The 19,760-nt window shown below is 70.3% G+C and carries 19 protein-coding genes and 1 pseudogene; 13 read left to right on the forward strand and 7 right to left on the reverse strand.

The window, feature by feature from the left end; all coding sequences use genetic code 11:
- Window positions 1-127: 127 nt before the first annotated feature.
- The 3 genes and pseudogenes from ABH935_RS22250 to ABH935_RS22260 all read left to right on the forward strand — a co-directional run.
- Window positions 128-265 (forward strand): annotated as a pseudogene (locus ABH935_RS22250) (hypothetical protein); the annotation flags it as partial.
- Window positions 266-457: 192 nt separating this feature from the next.
- On the forward strand, window positions 458-652 hold the full coding sequence (locus ABH935_RS22255) for a hypothetical protein (RefSeq protein WP_370379931.1): 195 nt from the start codon (window positions 458-460) through the stop codon (window positions 650-652).
- Window positions 653-686: 34 nt separating this feature from the next.
- Window positions 687-1,274, forward strand: a complete 588-nt coding sequence (locus ABH935_RS22260; RefSeq protein WP_370379843.1) for a hypothetical protein — start codon at window positions 687-689, stop codon at window positions 1,272-1,274.
- 62 nt (window positions 1,275-1,336) lie between these two features.
- Here the strand turns inward: ABH935_RS22260 and ABH935_RS22265 are convergent, their stop codons facing one another.
- Window positions 1,337-2,155: a hypothetical protein gene (locus ABH935_RS22265; protein WP_370379844.1), complete on the reverse strand. Its 819-nt coding sequence runs from the start codon at window positions 2,153-2,155 to the stop codon at window positions 1,337-1,339.
- A 14-nt stretch (window positions 2,156-2,169) separates the two neighbouring features.
- A complete protein-coding gene (locus ABH935_RS22270; protein WP_370379845.1) occupies window positions 2,170-2,754 on the reverse strand; it encodes a papain-like cysteine protease family protein in 585 nt (194 codons plus the stop codon).
- Window positions 2,755-2,961: 207 nt separating this feature from the next.
- Here ABH935_RS22270 and ABH935_RS22275 point away from each other — a divergent pair, with 207 nt between their 5' ends.
- The 3 genes from ABH935_RS22275 to ABH935_RS22285 all read left to right on the forward strand — a co-directional run bounded on the left by ABH935_RS22275 (window position 2,962) and on the right by ABH935_RS22285 (window position 6,115).
- Entirely contained in the window at window positions 2,962-3,876 is a 915-nt protein-coding gene (locus tag ABH935_RS22275; RefSeq protein ID WP_370379846.1) for a hypothetical protein, read from the forward strand.
- A gap of 352 nt (window positions 3,877-4,228) precedes the next feature.
- A complete protein-coding gene (locus tag ABH935_RS22280; protein ID WP_370379847.1) occupies window positions 4,229-4,978 on the forward strand; it encodes an SDR family NAD(P)-dependent oxidoreductase in 750 nt (249 codons plus the stop codon).
- Window positions 4,979-5,023: 45 nt separating this feature from the next.
- Window positions 5,024-6,115, forward strand: a complete 1,092-nt coding sequence (locus tag ABH935_RS22285; protein ID WP_370379848.1) for a hypothetical protein — start codon at window positions 5,024-5,026, stop codon at window positions 6,113-6,115.
- Between the two features lie 48 nt (window positions 6,116-6,163).
- On the opposite strand, the gene ABH935_RS22290 is transcribed toward ABH935_RS22285, so the two are convergent.
- Window positions 6,164-6,565 (reverse strand): MerR family transcriptional regulator, encoded by a 402-nt coding sequence (locus ABH935_RS22290; protein ID WP_370379849.1) that lies wholly within the window; start codon window positions 6,563-6,565, stop codon window positions 6,164-6,166.
- A gap of 91 nt (window positions 6,566-6,656) precedes the next feature.
- Between ABH935_RS22290 and ABH935_RS22295 the strand changes: the two genes are divergently transcribed.
- From ABH935_RS22295 to ABH935_RS22305, 3 genes are all read left to right on the forward strand, one after another.
- Window positions 6,657-7,316 (forward strand): SDR family NAD(P)-dependent oxidoreductase, encoded by a 660-nt coding sequence (locus ABH935_RS22295; RefSeq protein ID WP_370379850.1) that lies wholly within the window; start codon window positions 6,657-6,659, stop codon window positions 7,314-7,316.
- A 59-nt stretch (window positions 7,317-7,375) separates the two neighbouring features.
- Window positions 7,376-7,819: a pyridoxamine 5'-phosphate oxidase family protein gene (locus ABH935_RS22300; RefSeq protein WP_370379851.1), complete on the forward strand. Its 444-nt coding sequence runs from the start codon at window positions 7,376-7,378 to the stop codon at window positions 7,817-7,819.
- Between the two features lie 97 nt (window positions 7,820-7,916).
- On the forward strand, window positions 7,917-8,174 hold the full coding sequence (locus ABH935_RS22305) for a transposase (RefSeq protein ID WP_370379852.1): 258 nt from the start codon (window positions 7,917-7,919) through the stop codon (window positions 8,172-8,174).
- 23 nt (window positions 8,175-8,197) lie between these two features.
- Here the strand turns inward: ABH935_RS22305 and ABH935_RS22310 are convergent, their stop codons facing one another.
- Entirely contained in the window at window positions 8,198-8,920 is a 723-nt protein-coding gene (locus ABH935_RS22310; protein ID WP_370379853.1) for a hypothetical protein, read from the reverse strand.
- Between the two features lie 206 nt (window positions 8,921-9,126).
- Complete coding sequence (locus ABH935_RS22315) at window positions 9,127-10,023, reverse strand: LysR substrate-binding domain-containing protein (RefSeq protein WP_370379854.1); 897 nt, start codon at window positions 10,021-10,023, stop codon at window positions 9,127-9,129.
- Window positions 10,024-10,127: 104 nt separating this feature from the next.
- Between ABH935_RS22315 and ABH935_RS22320 the strand changes: the two genes are divergently transcribed.
- Window positions 10,128-10,691: a UbiX family flavin prenyltransferase gene (locus tag ABH935_RS22320; RefSeq protein WP_370379855.1), complete on the forward strand. Its 564-nt coding sequence runs from the start codon at window positions 10,128-10,130 to the stop codon at window positions 10,689-10,691.
- A gap of 24 nt (window positions 10,692-10,715) precedes the next feature.
- Window positions 10,716-12,200: a UbiD family decarboxylase gene (locus tag ABH935_RS22325; protein ID WP_370379856.1), complete on the forward strand. Its 1,485-nt coding sequence runs from the start codon at window positions 10,716-10,718 to the stop codon at window positions 12,198-12,200.
- A gap of 66 nt (window positions 12,201-12,266) precedes the next feature.
- Here ABH935_RS22325 and ABH935_RS22330 read toward each other — a convergent pair whose 3' ends face one another.
- Window positions 12,267-13,229, reverse strand: coding sequence for a LuxR C-terminal-related transcriptional regulator (locus ABH935_RS22330; protein ID WP_370379857.1), 963 nt, complete (start codon window positions 13,227-13,229; stop codon window positions 12,267-12,269).
- A 369-nt stretch (window positions 13,230-13,598) separates the two neighbouring features.
- On the opposite strand from ABH935_RS22330, the gene ABH935_RS22335 reads away from it, so the two are divergent.
- Window positions 13,599-14,429 carry an alpha/beta fold hydrolase gene (locus tag ABH935_RS22335; protein WP_370379858.1) on the forward strand — a complete coding sequence of 277 codons (831 nt, stop codon included), beginning with the start codon at window positions 13,599-13,601 and terminating at the stop codon, window positions 14,427-14,429.
- Window positions 14,430-14,522: 93 nt separating this feature from the next.
- Window positions 14,523-17,318, forward strand: a complete 2,796-nt coding sequence (locus tag ABH935_RS22340) for an AAA family ATPase (RefSeq protein ID WP_370379859.1) — start codon at window positions 14,523-14,525, stop codon at window positions 17,316-17,318.
- A 136-nt stretch (window positions 17,319-17,454) separates the two neighbouring features.
- On the opposite strand, the gene ABH935_RS22345 is transcribed toward ABH935_RS22340, so the two are convergent.
- Window positions 17,455-19,680, reverse strand: coding sequence for a hypothetical protein (locus ABH935_RS22345; protein ID WP_370379860.1), 2,226 nt, complete (start codon window positions 19,678-19,680; stop codon window positions 17,455-17,457).
- Window positions 19,681-19,760: the final 80 nt, after the last annotated feature.

Here is a 19,760-nt window from a genome sequence, read left to right on the forward strand (position 1 = left end):
CGGACACGATCTGGGTCGACATCCTCGGCGGCGGCAACGAGATCAGCAGTTTGCTGTTCCTCGACGGTCCCGAGGCCCGCAACTCCCTGCTGTTGCGGGACCTGCCGGCCACCGCCGACGTGCAGTCGTGGGAGTCCTTCGACCTGTTGAAGGTGTTCCCCGCCGGCTTCACCTGGAGCGCTGGCCTGCTGTCGAGATCCAACCGCTCGACGAAGCCCTCATCGACCGGCTGGCGATCGACGGACGCGTCGGCTACAGCGAACTGGCGGCCGCCCTGGGCACCTCGGCATCGACGGCGCGCCGGCGCCTGGAGACCCTCGTGTCGGCCCACATGGTACGCCTGGCCTGCGAAGTCGACCTCAGCCTCCTCGGCATCGCCAGTGAGGCGCTGCTGTGGATCGCGACCGGCCCGGGCAGCACGGAGCTGATCGGCAGCGCCCTCAGCCGCCATCCGCAGGTGCGGTTCACCGCCGCGACGACAGGGGCCACCAACCTGCTCGTGGCCGTCGCGGCTCAGGATCTCAACGGTCTGTACGCGTTGCTGACCGAGACCGTCGGAGCGCTCGACGACGTGCGCGCGCTGGAGGTGACGCCCATCCTCAGCCCGGTCAAACGGACCGGCCGGATCCGCGTTTCCGATCAGGACAAGTGAGCTGTCCTGCCCGCCGCCGCCGTAAACTCATCCGGTGACACCCCCCGACCTGCACGAGTTCTTCGCCGCGTCCGCAGGCGTCGCCGGAGCGCTGGTGGGCCTGCTCTTCGTCGCGATCTCGGTCTCCGGCGACAGGCTCGCCAACCATGCTGACGCCCGGACCTACCGCCTGCGGGCCTCCGGCACTCTCACCGCCTTCACCAACGCTCTGACGGTCTCGCTGTTCGCGCTCCTGCCCGGTGACAAGGTGGGCTGGACCACGCTGACCGTGTCCGTGATCGGCCTGATGTTCGTCGCCGGCTCGGCGATCTCGATGGTGCGGGCCCACGCCCTGACGTGGCGGTACCGACGCGACGTCGTCTTCGTGGCCACCCTCGCCGCGGCGTTCGTCTTCCAGCTCTGCTACGGCCTGGCCATCATCGCCAGGCCCGGTGACACCAACGCGGTGGACACCGTGGCCGTCCTGGTCATCGTGTTCTTCCTGGTCGGCATCGCCCGCACCTGGGAGCTGATCGGCGGCCCGGCGTTCGGCCTGACGCACGAGATCAAGGGCCTGGCAACACGCGGTGTGGCGGGGGAGGAGCCCGGCGAGGCGAGCAAGCCTTCGGCGGCCGCGGACTGAGCCGCGACAACCGGCATGCCGCCCGACGCCCTGAAGGGCGCCGAGCGGCATTGGAGTTCTGATCAGCCGCGCTGTGCTCTCGACCGACGCCAGGCCACCGCCCCGACACCGGCCGCCCCGAACCCGACCAGCACCAGGCCGGCGGTGAGCGGGGCGGTGTTCGTGGACGAACCCTGACTCGGAGCCTGCGGCTGGAACCCGCCCGCGCGCCCGGCCTTGTCGTAGGCGCTTCCGGGCATCTTGTCGGCGTACCGGGTGCGGACGAGCTGGTGGTACCGAGCCAGCGACACGCCGCTTCCGACGGACTCGCGCGCGGTCTGGTTCAGCGGCAGCACGCGCCCGCCGGCCACCTGGTACCAGGCGCCGATCTGCGGCTCCTCGAACACGGCGGCGCCCGGTGCGGCCTGGGCCGTGTACGTGGTCTCATCCGAGCCCGACGCGATGTTGACGACCTTCCACCCCGCCGAGCCGATCCGCGCCGTCCACACGGACGCGTGGGAACCGCTCGCGCTCACGGTGTCGGTGGCCATGAAGGACAGCTGGGCCACGGGCGTGGCCGTCCCGGAGGACGACGGGTCCGCGACGAAAGCCGGTGCGAGGTAGTAGACCGGCACGGTGGTGCTGTCGATGCGGGGTGCCGCCGCAGCGGCCGCCGCGGCGAGCTGTCGGGCGTCGCCCTGCGGCTTCCGGCCGCCGGAGGCGAAGAACTGACTGACGGTGGGGAGCGCGCTGTTCGCGGCATCGCGGGCGGCGGCGACGTCGGTGGCGGACGGGGCTGCGGGTGCTGCGGGTACCGCGGGTGCGGCGGCCGCGCCGGCGTGGGCGACCCCGCCTATGGCGAACGTCATCGTTGCCACCGCGGCGGTCATGATGAGTCTCATTGTCTGCTGCCTCCTCACGCGCCGATGTAGTCGAGCGAGTGCGTCCACGAGAACGAACCGTTGCTCACGTAGTAGTTGTAGGAGCCCCAGTTGTAGCGATTGTCGGACGGCCACGGGTCGCCCCAGTAGACCCAGCCCCGACTCTGGTCGTAGCCGTAGAGCACTTCCATGTGCCCGCCGCCCGACGACCACTGGATCCGGGCCATCACCGGTCGCCCGGCGTCGATCTCCCGGATGATCGACGAGTAGTACAGGTAGCCGGTGACGTAGTTCCCCGGCGAAATCCCGATCTGCTGGAACGCGTTCTGGTCGTCGGCCAGCGACGCCTGCGAGTTCGAGCACGGAGCGTTCAGCGAGTTGCCGAACGCCATGTCGCAGAACTGGTTCTGCGAGTAGTTGTAGCCGTAGAACGCGGCGACGGTGTTGCCGGAGGCGGCCCAGCACCAGTTCGAGTATTGCTGGGACTGCATGGTGAGGTTCAGCTGGTTGGCGGTGGCTGCCGAAGCCGGCACCGCGACGGCGGTGAGCAACGCCACCGCTGTCGCGATCACGGCGGTCCGCAATCGTCCGGGACGCTTGGCGTGAAGTGTGGGGGACACGCGGGACTCCTTTCGAGTCCGTCCGGGTGGATGGTGGCGTGAGCGTAGGTCCGCTCTGACCAGCGGGAACAGTGCTCAGGCGGCCGGCACGGCGACACGGTGAAGGCGGTGGCGGCCGTTTACAGCCCGGGCCGGTGTGAACGTCGGGCCAACCCCCGGTCAGCACACCTTGACAGCCTCCTGAACACCGCAGTTGCCTGTCTCACTGTGAACATTCACACCGGTTCGCCCACCACCGCGACAGCCCTGCGCACCGGCTCGTTCGCCGAGGCCTTCCGCGCCGCCGTCGCCGCGCGCGGCCTGTCGCTGGACAGCCTTCAGCGCCGCCTGTCCGAACGCGGTGTCCGGGTCGGCGTCGCCACCTTGAGCTGCTGGCAGAACGGCCGCCGCCGACCGGAGCGACCCTCGTCGCTGCGCGCCGTCTCAGTCCTGGAGGACATCCTCGGGCTGCCCTCGGACTCGCTGCTGGTCCTGCTCGGACCACCCCGGCCGCGCGGGCACGGCGTGGGACTGCCGGCCGGCTCCCGGGAGTACCGCCACATCCTCCCCGCCTGGGCCGCACTGACGGACCTGCTCGCGTCCCTGGGCACCGTCGCCGACACCAAGCTCCACATCGCCGCCCAACACGAACAGGTCTGGATCGACGGCCAGGGCTGCTCGCCGCGCCGCGAGAACTTCCAGATCCTGCGCGCGCACCAGGACGGCGTCGACCGCTACGTCGCCATCGTCGACGCCGACCCCGGCGCCGACATCGGACGGATCGAGGTCGAGGCGCTGGAGAACTGCCGGCTCGGCCGCGTCCGCCGCGACGCCGAGGCCGGCCTGCTGGTCGCCGAGCTGCTCTTCGACCTGACGCTGCGCCCCGACCAGACCCACCTGATCCGGTACGCGGTCACGGATCGCGCCGCCGTCGAGTGCCGCGACTTCCACCGCGGCTTCCGGTTCCCCGCCGGACAGTACGCGCTCCAGGTCCGCTTCGACCCGGCGCGGCTGCCGGTCGCCTGCTTCGCGTACCGGGGCGCGGTCGAGCACGAACTGCCGATGACCGGCCACCACGCGGTGCACATCAACGTCGACCCGGTCCCGCCGGGCATCGTCGGCATCCGGTGGGACTGGCATTAGGCGGCAGGCTTCGTCGGCTGCCCGAGGTTCGTCAGGCGCCGGAGCGCGACTCGGGCAAGAATCTTGAGGAGCCGACGAAACCGTGACGCACCAAGGAGAACCCACCGTGGATCTGAGAGGGCGGATTGTGACAATTTGCGGTATGCGGAACCGCAGCTGACCTCGAGAACGAGCGAAACGGTCTAGGAGCAAGCATGGCTAGACAGACGGCCTGCCGCATCCTGGTTGGCTGTAAAGGTCGTCTGGCGACGCCAGGCGCCGCTCATCAGGCCACTGCGGCTTCGCCGCCATGCAGCTCAGCGCGCCGCGAATTGTCGCAATCCGCCCTCTGAAACTGAACGACAAGCGGGCCGTGGTCACCGGCGGCAGTCGGGGCATCGGCCTGGCGGTGGGCACGGCGCTGGCCCGGGAAGGGGCCGCCGTGGCGCTCGTCGGCCGTGACGGCCGCGCCGCGCAGGAGCAGGCGGCCAAGCTCGCCGACGCCACCGGTGCGCGCGTGATCGGCATCGCGGCGGACACCGGCGACGACGCCTCGGTGGCCGTCATGGCCGCGGTCGCCGAGGAGCGGCTGGGCGGTGTCGACATCCTGGTCAACAACGCGGCCAGGACCAACCCCGGCGTGATCCCGGAGTCGGCGCTGGAGGAGGAGATCAACGTCAAGGTGCGCGGCTACCTGCGCTGCGCCAGGTCGTTCGCGCCCGGCATGGTCGACCGCGGCTGGGGCCGGATCATCAACATCGGCGGCACCGCCGCCCGCCGCACCGGCTCGGTCGTCGGATCGGTGCGCAACGTCGCGGTCGCCGCGCTGACCAAGAACCTCGCCGACGAGCTGGGCCCGCAAGGCGTGAACGTCACGGTCGTCCACCCCGGCGCCACCAGCACCGAGACCGGCACCAAGGCCCTCGCGGCCACCGCCGCCGCCCGCGGGCTGACCCTCGAAGAGGTCCAGCGCGAATTCGCCGCGTCCATCTCCATCGGCCGCATCGTCACCCCGGACGAGGTCGCCGCGGTGGTCGCCTTCCTGGCCAGCCCGCTCAGCGTGGCCCTCAACGGCGACCCGCTCATCGCCAGCGGTGGCGCGCTCGGTCCCATCTACTACTGAGCACACCCCTGGCGGCCGGTTCCCTTCGGACGGGACAATGGGGCGATGGGATCGAAGCGCCCGACGGACCCGACGCGCCCGCCCGGGGAGCCGGACCCCGACGACTACGAACTCGTCGTCGAACTCGTCGCCGAGCTGGTGGATGACGACGCGGCGCTACCCGGTGAGGGCCCGCGCATCGCAGCCGCCGATCGCGAGACCATCGGCGCCGACGGTCGGAGGCCCTGGCACATCAGGCGTCTGCCACGTGGCCTGCGTAATGCCGGGGTACTGGCCGCCGTGGCAGCCCTGACCGTCGTCGCATGGCCCACGCCACGCATCCATCACCCGACTCCGAACCCGCTACCAACGTCCGTCGCAGTCAACGCCGACCTCGCCAAGGTCCGCATCACCGGGACGACGCTGACGTCTGACGCCGGCGCGGGCGACGCCGTACTGGGACTGGAGTTGGCCAACGGGGCCACGTCCCAACTGGACATCGTCACCGCAGACGTCTTCGACGCCACGGGCGCCCGGATAGGCACCACCTCGACGTGGCCACCCGGAACGATCGCAGCGGGCAGCACGCTATCTCTACCGATGACGCTGCCTTTCGCCTGCGACTCCATACCCGTCCTGCCGATCACGATCCGCTACAGCGTCGGCTCCCCACAGGACACGAACATGCGCCGCAGCTACGACACACCCCTCGCCGGCGCCACCTGGGACCGCTTCTCCCACGATCAAGCCACACACTGCCGACCCGGAACGAACAACGTGTACGTGGTCTCCGTCGACACCACCCAACACCCTCACCCCGCGAGCACCGGCCTCGGCTTCGACCTCACCTTCGCCTTCGCAGCCGCCGGCGAAGCACCCTGGAGCGTGGACGGCATCATCGCCCAGTCCCGGGAAGTCACCGTCACCAGCCCCGACACACCCCTGCCCCTGACCCCCGGCCGCACCAGCACCGCGACGATCCACGTCGCCTTCTCCAGCTGCACCGCCCCCCGAACCTGGACGGCAGACTGGGGCCTCCTGTGGTTCGCCGCCCGCACGACGGCCGCCGGCACCCCCGACACGGGTGATCAGTCCTTCATGAAGATCATGCGGCCCACGCTGTTCGCCACCATGGTCCAGAAGGTTTGCTCAGCCTGATTCGCGGCGTGGCTGTCGGTTCGGGAAGTCAGTACAAGTCGGGTCCCTTCACTGAGGTTCGCCGTGCAGCGCAGCGTGCCGGACGGTATCGCTCAGCTCTGGCGGTGCCGCGGCCAGAATGCCAGCGATTGCCTCCTTCGAGCGCTCCAGCTGCGCGATGGACGCCGCGTGCCGATCCCGTTCGCCTGTTAGGTGGGTGAGCATCTCGGGGCAGGTCGGCACCAGCTGGCCGACCTGGTATTCGGTGCACGGCAGCACGATGCGGATCGTCGCGGTGTTCAGCCCCGCCGCGAGCAGTGCCCGGATGATTTCGACGCGCGGGACGTCGGATTCCTCGAACGCGCGGTGGCCCGCGCCGGTGCGTCGCGGCGTCAGCAGCCCGCGCTCCTCGTAGTAGCGCAGCAGCCGTTGCGCGACCCCCGTGCGGTCCGCGAGTTCCCCGATCTGCACGTGTGACCTCCGTCACATAGCCTTGAACTTCACATGGATGTCAGGTCCTAGCGTCGAGCCACCCAACACGAGGCGAGATGAGGAGATTCCCATGGCAGGAGCGGTCGTCATCGGTGCGGGTCCGGGCCTCGGGGCCGCCGTGGCGCGGCGGTTCGCGCGCGAGGACATGCCGGTCGCCCTGATCGCGCGCAGTCCCCGCGTCCTGGACCTGGCCGACTCGCTGAACGGCGAGGGTCTCAAAGCCCTGCCACTGCAAGCCGACAGCACCGACGAGTCGGCCCTGCGCGCAGCCCTCGACGCGGCCGCCGCCGCATACGGCGTCCCCGAAGTCCTCGTCTACAACGCGGCGATCATCCGCCGGGACCGCCCCGGCGAACTGGACATCGCACAGCACCAGCAAGCATGGACGGTGAACGTCCTCGGCGCCCTACAGAGCGCGACCCACATCGCACCCGAGATGGCACGACAGGGCCACGGCACGATCCTGCTCACCGGCGGCATGCCACGCCCGGACGCCCGATACACAAGCCTGTCCCTGGGCAAGGCAGGCATACGTACCCTGACCCACCTCCTCGACGAGGAGTACGGACCCGCAGGCATCCACATCGCGACCGTCACCGTCGACTGCCACATGGTCGCGGGCACAGACTCCGATCCCGCCCTGGTCGCCGAGCACTACTGGTCCCTGTACCAGCAGCCGCGCGGCCGGTGGCAGAGCGAGATCGTGCATGTCGGCTCGACGCCGGTCTGACGATCGGCGCCGGCGCCGTCCTCCCGCCCTGAACCCACCGCCGTCGTTAGGCTCCAGACGTGACAGAACTCGCAGACTTCGCCCGGGTCGCCGCCGGAGACCACGGCCTGTGCGTGGCCTCCACGCTGAGGGCAGACCAGACGATCCACTCCTCCCTCGTCAACGCCGGGGTGCTGGCCCATCCCACCCTCGGTCACGACGTGGCCGCCTACGTGGCGATCGGCGGCAGCAGGAAGCTGACTCACCTGCGCGCGCGGCCGCACGCCACCCTCACCGCCCGCACCGGCTGGGAATGGGCGACCGTCGACGGAACCGCCGAGCTCATCGGCCCCGACGACCCCTACGCGGGCATCGACGGCGAGGCGCTCCGACTCCTCCTGCGCGCCATCTTCACCGCGGCCGGCGGCACCCACGACGACTGGCCGACCTACGACCGCGTCATGCTCGAAGAGCGGCGCACCGCCGTCCTGATCACGCCCGGCCGCGTGTACTCCAACTCCTGACCCGACGCTCACGCGATCGTCGGACGCGGTATCAGCATGCTGTATCAGCCTTCACGCATGCCGCGCGTTCTACGGCGTGCCTTAGAACCCTGTCGCGTTGATCGCGCCGCACCGGGATCATCTCGGTGTGGCGCGTGGGGACTTGAGTGATGCGCAGTGGGCGGCGCTGGAGCCGTTGTTGCCGGTGGCGGCGACGGGCCGGCCGGCGTTGTTCCAGCGCAGGCTGATCGACGGGGTGCGGCATCGGGTGGGAAGGAATGCCGATGCCGGCGACGTTCTACCGGGCCGATGCCGAAAACGGCGAGTCACGATGTGGCTGGCCGCCCGGGACTTCCCCGGCCAGCCCGAAATCTAGACCGTGTCCGAGAAGTCGAGTGCTCAGCCGGTGGCCGTCTTCCCGAGCTTGGCCTCGATGGCCTTGGCCTTGCCGGCCAGGTCGTAGCCGTCCGCGTGGGCGGAGATGGACGAGTCGTACCTCACGTCAATGACGACGTCGCCGTAGCGCACCCACAGCTGGGTTTCGAAATTCTCGGGGTTCTGCAGGCTGACGGACGTGACGACGATCTTGATCGCCTGGTCGCCCAGCCCGGGGACTGGCTGCTCGCGGGTTACGTCCGTGGTGGTGGAGTTGTCGTCGGCCGTGTACTTGAAGGTCCCGCAGCTGTCCATCTTCTTGGCGGTGTCGGTCATCATGGTGGCCGCGTCGCCGGGGCCGTACTGGTAGATGTTCTGAAACGCTATGTCGCCCGTGTGCGAGTCGACGATGTCCTCCACCGACGCCACCGCGCCGTTCCGTGCGGCGCCCGTGCCGAACGCGACCGTGCACGGCTCGGACGGGATCTGGGCGATCGTTCCGAATCCGCTGGTCTTGACGAGCGGCCCGTCGACGATGTCGGTCCAGCCGCTTCCCCAGTTTGACGCGTCCAGCAGCGCGGCCTTCAGCTGGTTGCCGTCGAAGGGGCCGGCGCTGCGAGCCGTGGTCGGGGTCGCCGCCGGCTTCGGATGCGACGTCGCCGCCGTGCTGCCGGACGTCCCGCACGCCGCGGTGCCGAACGCGACGGTGAACGCCGCGGCGGCGAGCCCGATGTTCTTGGTGTGCACTAAGGACTCCGTGATGTGAGCGCTTCTTTCGGTGACGCAGAATGCTGCGTGTCATGAGCCGCCCACCAGTTTCGCGTCCCGCCGGTCGCCCCACATCGGTGGAACCACGCAGTCGGCCACGTAAAGACAAAGCCTCGGCTGAAGAAGGCCACCGTGCAGACCACCGCCATCAACGACTGGCTGTGACCCCGCTTCTCAAACGTGCCCTAGCACCAGCCGCGGCGCCGCGCGAGATCCCGCGCGGCGCCGATCAGCACCGCGAGGGCGGCGGAGTCGTTGTCCCGCCGCCAGACCAGCTGCAGGTCGAGGGTGGGTAGGTCGTCGCTGATCGCCACAGCCGCGGTGCCGATCGGCCCGCGGCCGGCCACGCTCGCCGGGACCAGCGCGAAGCTGCGCTTGTCGCAGAGATCGAGGTGGCCCAGGCCGTGGACCGGGCTCTCCCAGTACTCGAAGCGCTCTCCGGTCCCTTCCAAAGCCGTCATCATGAAGTCGTGACGGCCGGGCGCCAAACGGCGCGCCGGGTGACACAACCGTTGTCCGGCGAACTCCCGCAACGCGACCTCGCCGCGCTCGGCCAGCGGGTGGTTTTCGCAGACCACTGCGACGAGGCGCTCCGCGCGGAGCAGCTCGCGTCGGTAGGTCGGGCGCTCCGGGATGTCCCGCGAGAGTACGAGGTCGTATTCGCCGTCCGAGAGTGCGCTGTCCAGCGCCGGACTCCAGCCTTCGTGGACGTCGACGGTGACGCCGGGATAGCTCTCCGCCATCGCCGCGACCAGCTGCGGCACGGTGTCGAAGACCGCCGAGTGGATGTAGCCGACGCGCACCGTGCCGAGCTCGCCGCGTGCCGCCGAGACCGTCTGCTCGACCATGCGGTCGGCCTCGGCCAGGATCGCGCGGGCCGAGGCGACGAACACCTGTCCCGCCTCGGTCAGGGCGACGGCCGGCCGTCGCCGGAACAGCGTCACGCCCAGCTCGCGCTCCAGGTCGCGGATCTGCCGGCTCAGCGGCGGCTGCGCCATCATCAGCCGCTCCGCCGCGCGCTGGAAGCCGCCCTCGTCGGCCACGGCGATCACGTAGCGCATGAGACGGAGATCGATCGCCATACCCGGAGGGTATCCCGAGGTGCCCCAACCGGTCTTGGACCGGGCACGGCGCTCCGGATGACACTGGGCAGGGCGATCAGGCCACAGACATGGAGGTAGCGCCGATGGAACCGGCTCGGCTCGTCGTGGGGATCAGCGGGGCGACCGGGATCGCGTACGGTGTGCGGCTGCTCGAACTGGCGCGGAAGGCGGGGGTCGAGACGCACCTGGTGGTCACCCCCGCCGGGCAGCAGACCCGCGCCTATGAGACCGACCTGTCGGCCCGCGACCTCGCGGCCATGGCAGACGTCTCCTACCGGCCGGCGGACATCGGGGCGGCCATCGCCTCCGGATCGTTCCGGACCGCCGGGATGGTGGTGGCGCCGTGTTCCATCAGGACCCTGTCGGCGATCGCCTATTCCCACGGCGACAACCTGCTCACCCGTGCCGCGGACGTGACGTTGAAGGAGCGCCGCCGCCTGGTGCTGCTGGTCCGCGAGACGCCGCTGACGCTCGGGCACCTGCGGGCGATGACCGCCGTGACGGAGTCCGGGGGCGTCGTCATGCCGCCGGTTCCGGCCTTCTACCTACGGCCCGACAGCGTGGACGACATCGTCGAGCACACCGTCGGGCGGGCTTTGGACCTGCTCGGGATCGACGTGCCCGACCTGCCCCGATGGGGCGGATGACAGGATGACATGAGAGGAACACCGGTGAAGCACCTGCGAAGCCTGCGCGAGTTCATATCCGAGTTGGAAGAGGTCGGCGAGGTCCAGCCGATCGACGCCGAGGTGGACTGGAACCTGGAGATCGGGGCGGTGATCCGCCGCTCCTATGATCTGCGGGCCCCGGCCCCGTTGTTCACGAACATCACAGGCTATCAGGGGTCTGGGTTCCGGGTCCTGGGCGCGCCGGGCGGTCTGTCCGGTTCGGCGCATCCCTTGGCTCGGATCGCTTTGTCGCTCGGGCTGTCCGCGGACGCCGGCGGCCAGGAGATCATCGAGACGGTCGTCGCCGCGCGGGACAAGCCGGGGATCCCGCCGGTCGTCGTGGACCGGGATTCGGCGCCGTGCAAGCAGAACGTGATGCTCGGCGAGGACGTCGACCTGTTCCGGTTCCCGACGCCGCTGATCCACGGCAACGACGGCGGCCGCTACCTCCAGACCTACGGCATGAACATCGCCAAGACCCCGGACGGGTCGTGGACCAACTGGTCCGTCAACCGGATGATGATCCACGACGCGAAGACCCTGGCCTGCCTGATCCCGGCGCCGCAGCACCTCGGCGTCATCCGCGCGCAGTGGGCCGAGCGCGGCGAGCCGATGCCGGTCGCGCTGGCCCTCGGCGTCGAGCCGGGGCTGCCGTTCGTCGGCGCCTACCCGCTGCCCGAGGGCGCGGACGAGGCGCACTTCCTCGGCGCGCTGTTCGGCGAGGGCATCGAGGTGGTCCCGGCCGAGACCGTCGATCTGTTGGTGCCGGCCACCGCCGAGATCGTCGTCGAGGGTCACATCGCCTTCGACGAGACGGTGATGGAGGGCCCGATGAACGAGTACCCCGGCTACAACGCCACCGACCGCTCGCCCAAGCCGGTCTTCCACGTCACCGCGATCACCCACCGGCACGACGCGATCCTGCCGGTCGTCGCCGCCGGCCCGCCGGTGGAGGAGGACCACACCCTGTCCGGCACGATGCACGCCGCCGAGATCCTCCACAAACTCCGCGCGGCGGGCCTGCCCGTGTCCTCGACCTGGTTCTCCTACGAATCCGCGATGCACTGGCTGATCATCGCCCTGCGCTCGGACTGGCACGAGACCACCGCGATCCCCTCCAACGACCTCGCCCGCAAGATCGGCGAAGTGGCCTTCGAAGGCAAGGCCGGCTACGGCGCCCCCAAGATCCTCCTGGTCGAGGACGACATCGACGTCACGGACGTCGACGACGTCGTCTGGGCCTTCGCCACCCGCGCCCACCCGGAGCACGGCGAAGTCCACTTCCCGGCCGAGCCGCACGTCCAACTGTCGGTGTACCTGTCGGAAGCCGAGGCGCACTCCTACCGAGCCGGAAAGGTGCTGTACAACTGCCTGCTCGCCGACCTCTTCCCGAACGGCGACCGCCCGGTCAAGGGCAGCTTCGCCAACGGATGGCCGCAGGACGTCCAGCAGCGGGTGCTCGACCGCTGGCGGGAGTACGGGTACTGAGAAATATGCGGGTACTGGAAAACCTCTGAGACGCCAGAACCATGGCCGACGGCCCCGCAGGGCCGGTTACAGCCAGCCGCGTTTCGCTGCGTTGTAACCGGCCTCGAACCGCGAGCCGGCGTCGAGACGGCGCATCAGATCTTCCATTCGGCGCCGCACAGTGCGGACGGAGACGCCCAACCGTCTGGCTGCGACCTCATCGGTGAGCCCGTTGGAAAGGATCGTCAACAGCTTGGTCTCGGACTTGGTCAGACCGGTGGCGTCATCGAACCGGGGCGTGGCCTCCAGCGGTTTGGCGTCGTCCCAGCACCGCTCGAACAGCTCGTACAGCGACCTGACGATGCCGGGCACCACGGTCAGGATCGCGCCCTCCTCCCGGGAATCAGGGTTGTACGGTATGACGGCATTGGCCTGGTCGACGATCAACACCCGCATCGGCACCACCGTGGAGGTGCGGATCTGGGCGCCCTGGGCGAGCAAGCGCTGCTCGTAGGCCATCGCCGCCGCGTTGGAACGGATTTTGTCGTGGCAGAGGGCCCGGAACTTGACCTTGCGTCTGAGAATCTCGTCATCCCCGTCGCGAGCGGCTTCCAGCGACTCTTCGGGCATCACGTTCGGAACCATGGAGCAGACTTCGGTACGGGCCGACTGAGTCAGGGATTCCACAAGGTTCTGGATGTCGTCCAGCGTGGTGACGTGCTGGAAGGCCGTCGGATTCTGGAACCGGCGGCGCGCGGAGGACTCGACGACGACCGCGGCGCTCGCTTCGCCGTCCAGCAACGCCTTGCGCCGCGCTTCGAGCTCGCTCTCCTGCCGACGCCGCAGCAGAGCGACGCACCGTTCCAGGCTCACCGGATACCGCTTGCTCGGATCGTCCCGGGACGTTCGCAGCACTGCGAGATCGGTGAGCCGTTCCAGCGCGGTGTCGATCTGTGCCTGGGCCACGTTCAGGGACTGAGCCAGCGCGGTCTCCTGGAGCGTCGGCTCCTCCAGGAGCACCCGATAGACGTGCTCTGATATGGCATCCAAGCCCAGCTCTTGGAGCATCCGCCCCCCAGCCCTCGATCGACGGAATCGGTCAGAGTCTGGCATGTCCGTGAATCGGCGAGCAACGCCTCGTTTTGCTCAGGCCCAGGCCGAGCCGGCTACGTGGGCGAACACGCCATCGGCGTCCGGGATCTCAGCGGTCCCGCTGTCCGCCAGCCACCGTCGGCCATCACCCGATCGGCGTAACGGCAGCCTGTCGCGCCACGCGGAATCCGCTGGTCGGCGGGTCGGCCGCGCACCGGTCGGGTGATGTCCGGCAAGCGCCTCCCCACGACCGGGGGAAGGGTGGCGGTTGGTGTCGGTCACAGCGCCGATCCACCAACCGAATCGCCCGGAAAGGGAGCCTCCGCCATGCCGTTCGTCACCGTGGGACACGAGAACAGCGCGTCGATCGACCTCTACTACGAAGACCACGGCTCCGGGCGTCCGGTGGTGCTGATTCACGGCTTCCCGCTCAGCGGCCGGGCCTGGGAGCGCCAGGAGCGCGCGTTGCTGGCCGCCGGGAGGCGGGTCATCAGCTACGACCGCCGCGGGTTCGGCCGGTCCAGCCAGCCGTCGACCGGGTACGACTACGACACGTTCGCGGCCGACCTCGACAAGCTGCTGCAGGCGCTCGACCTGCAGGACGCGGACCTCGCCGGGCACTCGATGGGCGGCGGCGAGATCGCCCGGTATCTGGGTGCTTACGGTTCGGCCCGGATCCGCAAGGCCGCGATCATCTCCGGCGTCCCGCCGTACCTGCTCAAGACCCCGGAGACACCCGACGGCGTGCCGATGGAGGTCTTCGACCAGATCGCGGCGGCGCTGACCGCGGACCGCGCGGCGTACTTCACCGAGTGGAACGAGAACTTCTTCAACCTGGACCAGACGCTGGGATCGCTCATCAGCCCGGAGGAGGTCCAGGACTGCTGGAACACCGCGGTCGGGGCGTCGCCGACCGGCACGATCGCGTGCGTGGCGACGTGGCACACGGACTTCCGCGCCGACCTGCCGAAGATCGACGTCCCGGTCTTGGTGCTGCACGGCACGGCCGACCGGATTCTGCCGATCGACGCGTGCGGACCCCGGACCCACGCGCTGATCCGGGGGAGTGAGTACAAGGCGATCGAGGGAGCGAGCCACGGCTTGTGCTGGACTCATGCCGAGGAAGTCAACGCGGAGCTGCTGAAGTTCCTGGGGTAGGTGGGCCGGCCCAGGCCGGGGCCCGGCGGACAGCTGTTCGTAGGATGAGGGCAGAGCTCCCCGGCAGGGGGACCCCTACCAGGAAACTCACCGGTGAACGAAGACCCCATCACACAGGCCGCGAAGGACCAACTGCTCGGACGGAGCCGGGAGCGGGAAGAACTCGACCGCCTCCTGCGCGAGGTGCGGCAGGGACGCAGCCAGGTGCTGGTGCTCCGGGGCGAGGCCGGCATCGGCAAGTCGGCGCTGCTCGACCACCTGGCGGCGCAGGCCGGGCAGATGCGGGTCGTCCGCGCGGCCGGCGTCGAGGCCGAGACCGATTTCGCCTATTCCGCCCTGCAAAGTCTTTGCGCCCCGCTGCTGTCGCACATCGACCGGCTGCCGCCGGTCCAGCAGGTGGCGCTGCGCGTCGCGTTCGGCCTGAGCGCGGGCAACCCGCCGGAGATGCTGCTCGTCGGGTTGGCCGTCCTCGGCCTGTTCTCCGAGGCGGCGGCCGAATCCCCTTTGCTCTGCCTGGTCGACGACGCCCAGTGGCTCGACCTGATGTCGCAGCGGATCCTCACCTTCGTCGGCCGCCGGTTGGACGCCGAATCGGTGGCCCTGGTCTTCGCCGAGCGGATCCTCGACGACGGGACGGGCGTCACCGGCCTGCCCGAACTTCCGGTGCGAGGGCTGGCTGACGCCGAGGCCCGGGCCCTGCTCGACTCGGCGTTGCCCGCACCGGTCGACGACCGCGTCCGGGACCGCATCATCGCCGAGACCGGCGGGAACCCGCTGGCCCTGCTGGAGCTGCCCCGCGCCCTGACGTCGGCGGAGCTGGCGTTCGGGTTCGGCGGGCTCGGCGTCGCCCCGCTGGCCACCCGGGTCGAGGCCGGCTTCCGCCGGCGCATCGACACGCTGGCCGCCGACACCCGCACGCTGCTGCTGGCCGCCGCTGTCGAGCCGGTCGGCGACGGTCCGCTGTTGTGGCGGGCCGTCAAGCTGCTGGGCATCGAGCCGGAGGCCGCGGCGCCGGCCGAGGCCGCGGGTCTCATCACCATGGGTGCGCCGGTGCGGTTCCGGCATCCGCTGGTCCGCTCGGCGGTGTGGCGGGACGCCGACACCGCCACGCTGCGCGCGGTGCACAGCGCGCTCGCCGAGGCCACCGACGCCGAGCGCGACCCGGACCGGCAGGCCTGGCACTGGGCGCACGCCGCGATCGGCCCCGACGAGGATGTCGCCGCCGCACTGGAACGCACCGCCGAGCGGGCGATGGCGCGCGGTGGCCGCGCCGCGGCCGCCTCCTTCCTGGAACGTGCCGCCGCGCTCACCCCGGAACCGCGGGACCGGGCGCGGCGCGCGCTGGCCGCCGCGTCGGCCCACCTTGCCGCCGGCGCCCCGGCCCGGGTGCCGGACCTGCTCGCCGCCGCCGAGCTCGGGCCGGTGGATCGGCGGCAGCAGGCTGAGGCCGCGCGGTTGCGGGCCAAGGCGTCGTACATGATCAACCCCGGCCCCTGGGCGGTGCAGCCGCTGCTGGCCGCGACCGCCCAGCTCCGCGAGCTCGACCCGGCCGCCGCCCGCCAGACCTGCCTGTCCGCGCTCGGCGCGGCCATGTGGGCGGGCCGGCTCGATCCGGACAGCATGCGGCGGACCGTCGAGGCCGCGCGCGAGCTGCCACCCGGCGACGACATGGCCGGGGCGTTCTTGCGCGCGTTCACCGTGTGGTACCTCGATGGTCCTCCCGCTGCGGCCCCGTTCCTGCGGCAGGTGCTGGACGCGTACGCCGCCGACACCGACGCCGACTCCGGGATGTTGTGGCTTGCCGTGGCTGCCGGCCTGGAGCTGGGCGATCTGCAGGCCTGTCTGCGCATCACCGAGCGCGCGGCCGACCTCGCCAGGTCCACCGGCACGCTGTCCCTGATCCCGACCGCGCTGACCTACCGGATCATCGCCCTGAACCACGCCGGGCGGTTCGCCGAGACTCGGGGCCTGATCCTTGAGGCGGCGGCTGCCGAGGAGGCCATGGGCCTGACCGGCTCCACGCTCGCCACCGCCATGCTCGGCGTGTACCGCGGCGGGGAGGAGCAGGCCCTGGGCCGGGTCGACGCGCTGGAGCGCGCCGCGACGCAACGCGGCACGGGGCGCCTGCTCGCCCTGGCGGGTTTCGCGCGCGCGGTGCTGCACAACAGCCTGGGGAACTATCCGCTCGCGGTGGAGGCGGCTCGCAAGGGCTTGGAGTATCAGGACTTTGCCTTGCACAACTGGGCGCGGACCGAACTCGTCGAGGCGGCGGTCCGTGTCGGCGACCGGGCGACGGCCGGCGAGGCCTGCGACGGGCTGGCGGCCTGGGCTCGGGCCGGGACGCCGTGGGCCCTGGGCGTCTACGCGCTCGCGCAGGCTCTCACCGAAGCCGACGGCGCCGACGAAGGCGACGACGGTGACGACGGTGACCAAACCGCCGCCGACGCAGCCACAACCGAACGCCACTACCGCGAAGCCATCGCGCACTTCGACCGGGGCGAACTCGGCGTCCTCCAGGCCCGGTCCCGACTCCTGCTCGGCGAATGGCTCCGCCGCCGGAACCGCCGCGGCGAAGCCCGGACCGAACTGCGGGCCGCCTACGACACGGCGGCGACGATGGGCATGGACGTGTTCGCCGAGCGAGCCCGCCGGGAACTGCTCGCCACCGGCGAGACCGTCCGCAAGCGCACGGTCGGTCCGCCGGTGCTGACCCCGCAGGAGGCCCAGATCGCCCGGCTGGTCACCGCCGGACGTTCGAACGCTGAGATCGGCGCGCAGTTGTTCCTGAGCCCGCGCACCGTGGAGTGGCATCTCGGAAAGACCTTCGCCAAGCTGGGGATCTCCTCCCGGCGAGAGCTCGACGGCGCGCTGTCCGGCGCCCACCGTTGAGAACGGCTCAGCTCCGCAGCAGGTCCGCCGCTCCGTGGACCCGAAGCTCGGAGTCGACGACGGACATCGCGTTCTCGCCGAGCATGCGGGTGCTGGCGGGGTGGCAGTAGGAGCCGAAGCAGGGCTCATCGTGGCGTCAGCCGACGGTGTAGGGGTTGGCGATGGTCTGGGTGATCGAGCCGCCGAGGCAGTCGGTGGCAGTGACGCGCAGCTGGACCGGGCTGCCGGTGGCCGTGTTCGCCCAGTGCGCGGCGTAGGTTCCGTCGAACCCGTGGGTGCGGACGTCCTGCCAGGTGGCGCCGTTGTCGAAGGACGCTGACACCTGCGCGGAGTCGATGCGAGCCCGGGAGCCCACGCCGCCGTAGGACAGGTGACCCGCGTGCAGCACCAGGTTCTGGATCGGCGAGTGCGAGGTGTTCTGCGCATCCAAGCCGTTGAGCTGGTAGTTCAACGTCAGCGCCGGCAGGATCTGACACGGGACCGAGGGCGTGTCGGCGGCGTCGGCCGGAGGACAGTCGACACCTGCCGGCAGAGTCATCGACGGATCGGTCCGGCCCGAGTACGGGATGGTGACGTCCGTGTGCGTCTTCGTGGACTGCGTGATGCCGGTGGCGGTGCGGTCGTAGTCGAACACGGCACGGACGGTCGCCGGGCCCGGGGGCACGTTGGTGAGGTTGTAGCCGTAGCGGTTGGTGTCGGAGGAGACCAGCTGCCCGTTCCAGTACAGCTGCGCGGTGCCGTCAGCGCCGAAGTCGACGCCTTCGGTGTCCGGGTGGCGGTCGCCGAGCATCCCCGGGGTCACGGTCATGTTCCCCGCGCCAGTGCAGGCTTGGCAGCCGAAGGCGTTTCCCGGCGCCGGCGCCGGGTGCGTGCCGAAGTTCGGTGCCTCCGGGGCGTAGGCCCAGGTCCGTGTGTCGGTCTGGCCGGCGTCGTACCGTTTGGCGTCGTCGCTGAGGACGATGTACGCCTCGCCCGGCGGCGACATCGTGCTGAACCAGCGCAGACCGCCGGTGAGGTATTCGGTGGTCGAGGTACCGGACACCAGCAACAAGAACGTGATCGGCCCGTAGCGCGCGTCGAATCCGCTGCCGACTTCGGCTTGGAGCGAACCGTAGGCGGGGTCGAGGTTGAGGGTGTGGTGCAGCGTGGCCAGCGAGTCGTCTGCGGGGGCGTAGGCCTGGTTCGCAGAGATCTGGTCCGAGACCACGGCGAGGTTGTACCGGTACGTGCTGGCGGCCGTGGCAGGGCTGACGCCGACCCAGTTCACGATGTAGGCCAGGGAACCGATCGCGGGTTCGGACTCCGGGCTGACGTAGATCGACATCGGGCCCAACGCGAGCTCCGTCAACGACAGACCGACGCCTGACACGTCCTGGCGGCCGACCGTGACGTACCCAGCCTCTTCGGAGGAGGGCCGCTGTGTGGTGAAGGTGACGGGGCTGGTCGCGGTGCGCTCGTCGATGGTGACCGCCGGGACCGCCCCGGTCGCCGGCACCGTGATGCCGTCCTGCGTGACGATGTTCAACCGCACGGTATCGGCTTGTGCGTTGAAGACGGCATCGTAGCTGAACGCGGCGTAGTCTCCGGCGGGTACTGCGACGCGCGCGACACCCTGGCCGGATCGTAGCTGCGCGGCGAAGGCGCGTGCGTTGTCGGTGTTCACCAAGACGATGGGCACGTCCGACGGCGCGCCGGTGCCGTCGAGCGTGTTCACCTGCAGGATGTGCAAGGGGTAGTGGGGCTGGACCGGCGTCGTGGTGCCGGCGCCCGGCGTGGCCATCGAGGTCAGCCCGCTGACCAAGGGCCCGGTTCCGGCCCGGCGGCCCGCGGCGAGGTCGGCCTTGATCGAGTCGCGCAGCGCCTGCGCGAACGCCTTTCCGGAATCAGGGGTCAGATACCCGGTCGCGGACTGCCCGCTGACCGAGGTGACCGTGACGCCTGCCGGCGCGGTCGGTGTGATGCCTGCGGCGAAACTCAGCCGCACCGGGATACGGGTGCTCGGACCGGAGGCCGAGGCGGCCGGCTTCGTCACGTCGAACAACGACAAGTCGAGCGAACGCCCCACATACGGCGCCGCTTCGGACGGGATCACGTACCGGTCGCCGCCGATTTGGACGCTGGCGAACGCATCGGACCCGCCGGGAACCTGTTCCATCGTCAGCGGTGCGTGGGTACCGGTGCCCGCGCCGACCACGACCCGGTCACCGGTCGGCAGGACGACGACGGCGGGCCCGGAAACCGCCGGCGACACGGTCGGTACCGCCGATGTGGCAGCAGTGTGAGAGCTGCCGGCGGCGGAGTCGACAGGAGCAGCGGCCCATGCCGCCGCAGGAGCACTCAACGCTGCGGCCGTGATCAGCATGGCCGTAATCGGCGTGACCGCCAGCGAGGTGGTTCGGGGTCTGCGAGATATCAACTGTGGTTCCTCTCGGAGTTCTTTCC

The organism is Catenulispora sp. GAS73 (assembly GCF_041262085.1).
Lineage (GTDB): Bacteria > Actinomycetota > Actinomycetes > Streptomycetales > Catenulisporaceae > Catenulispora.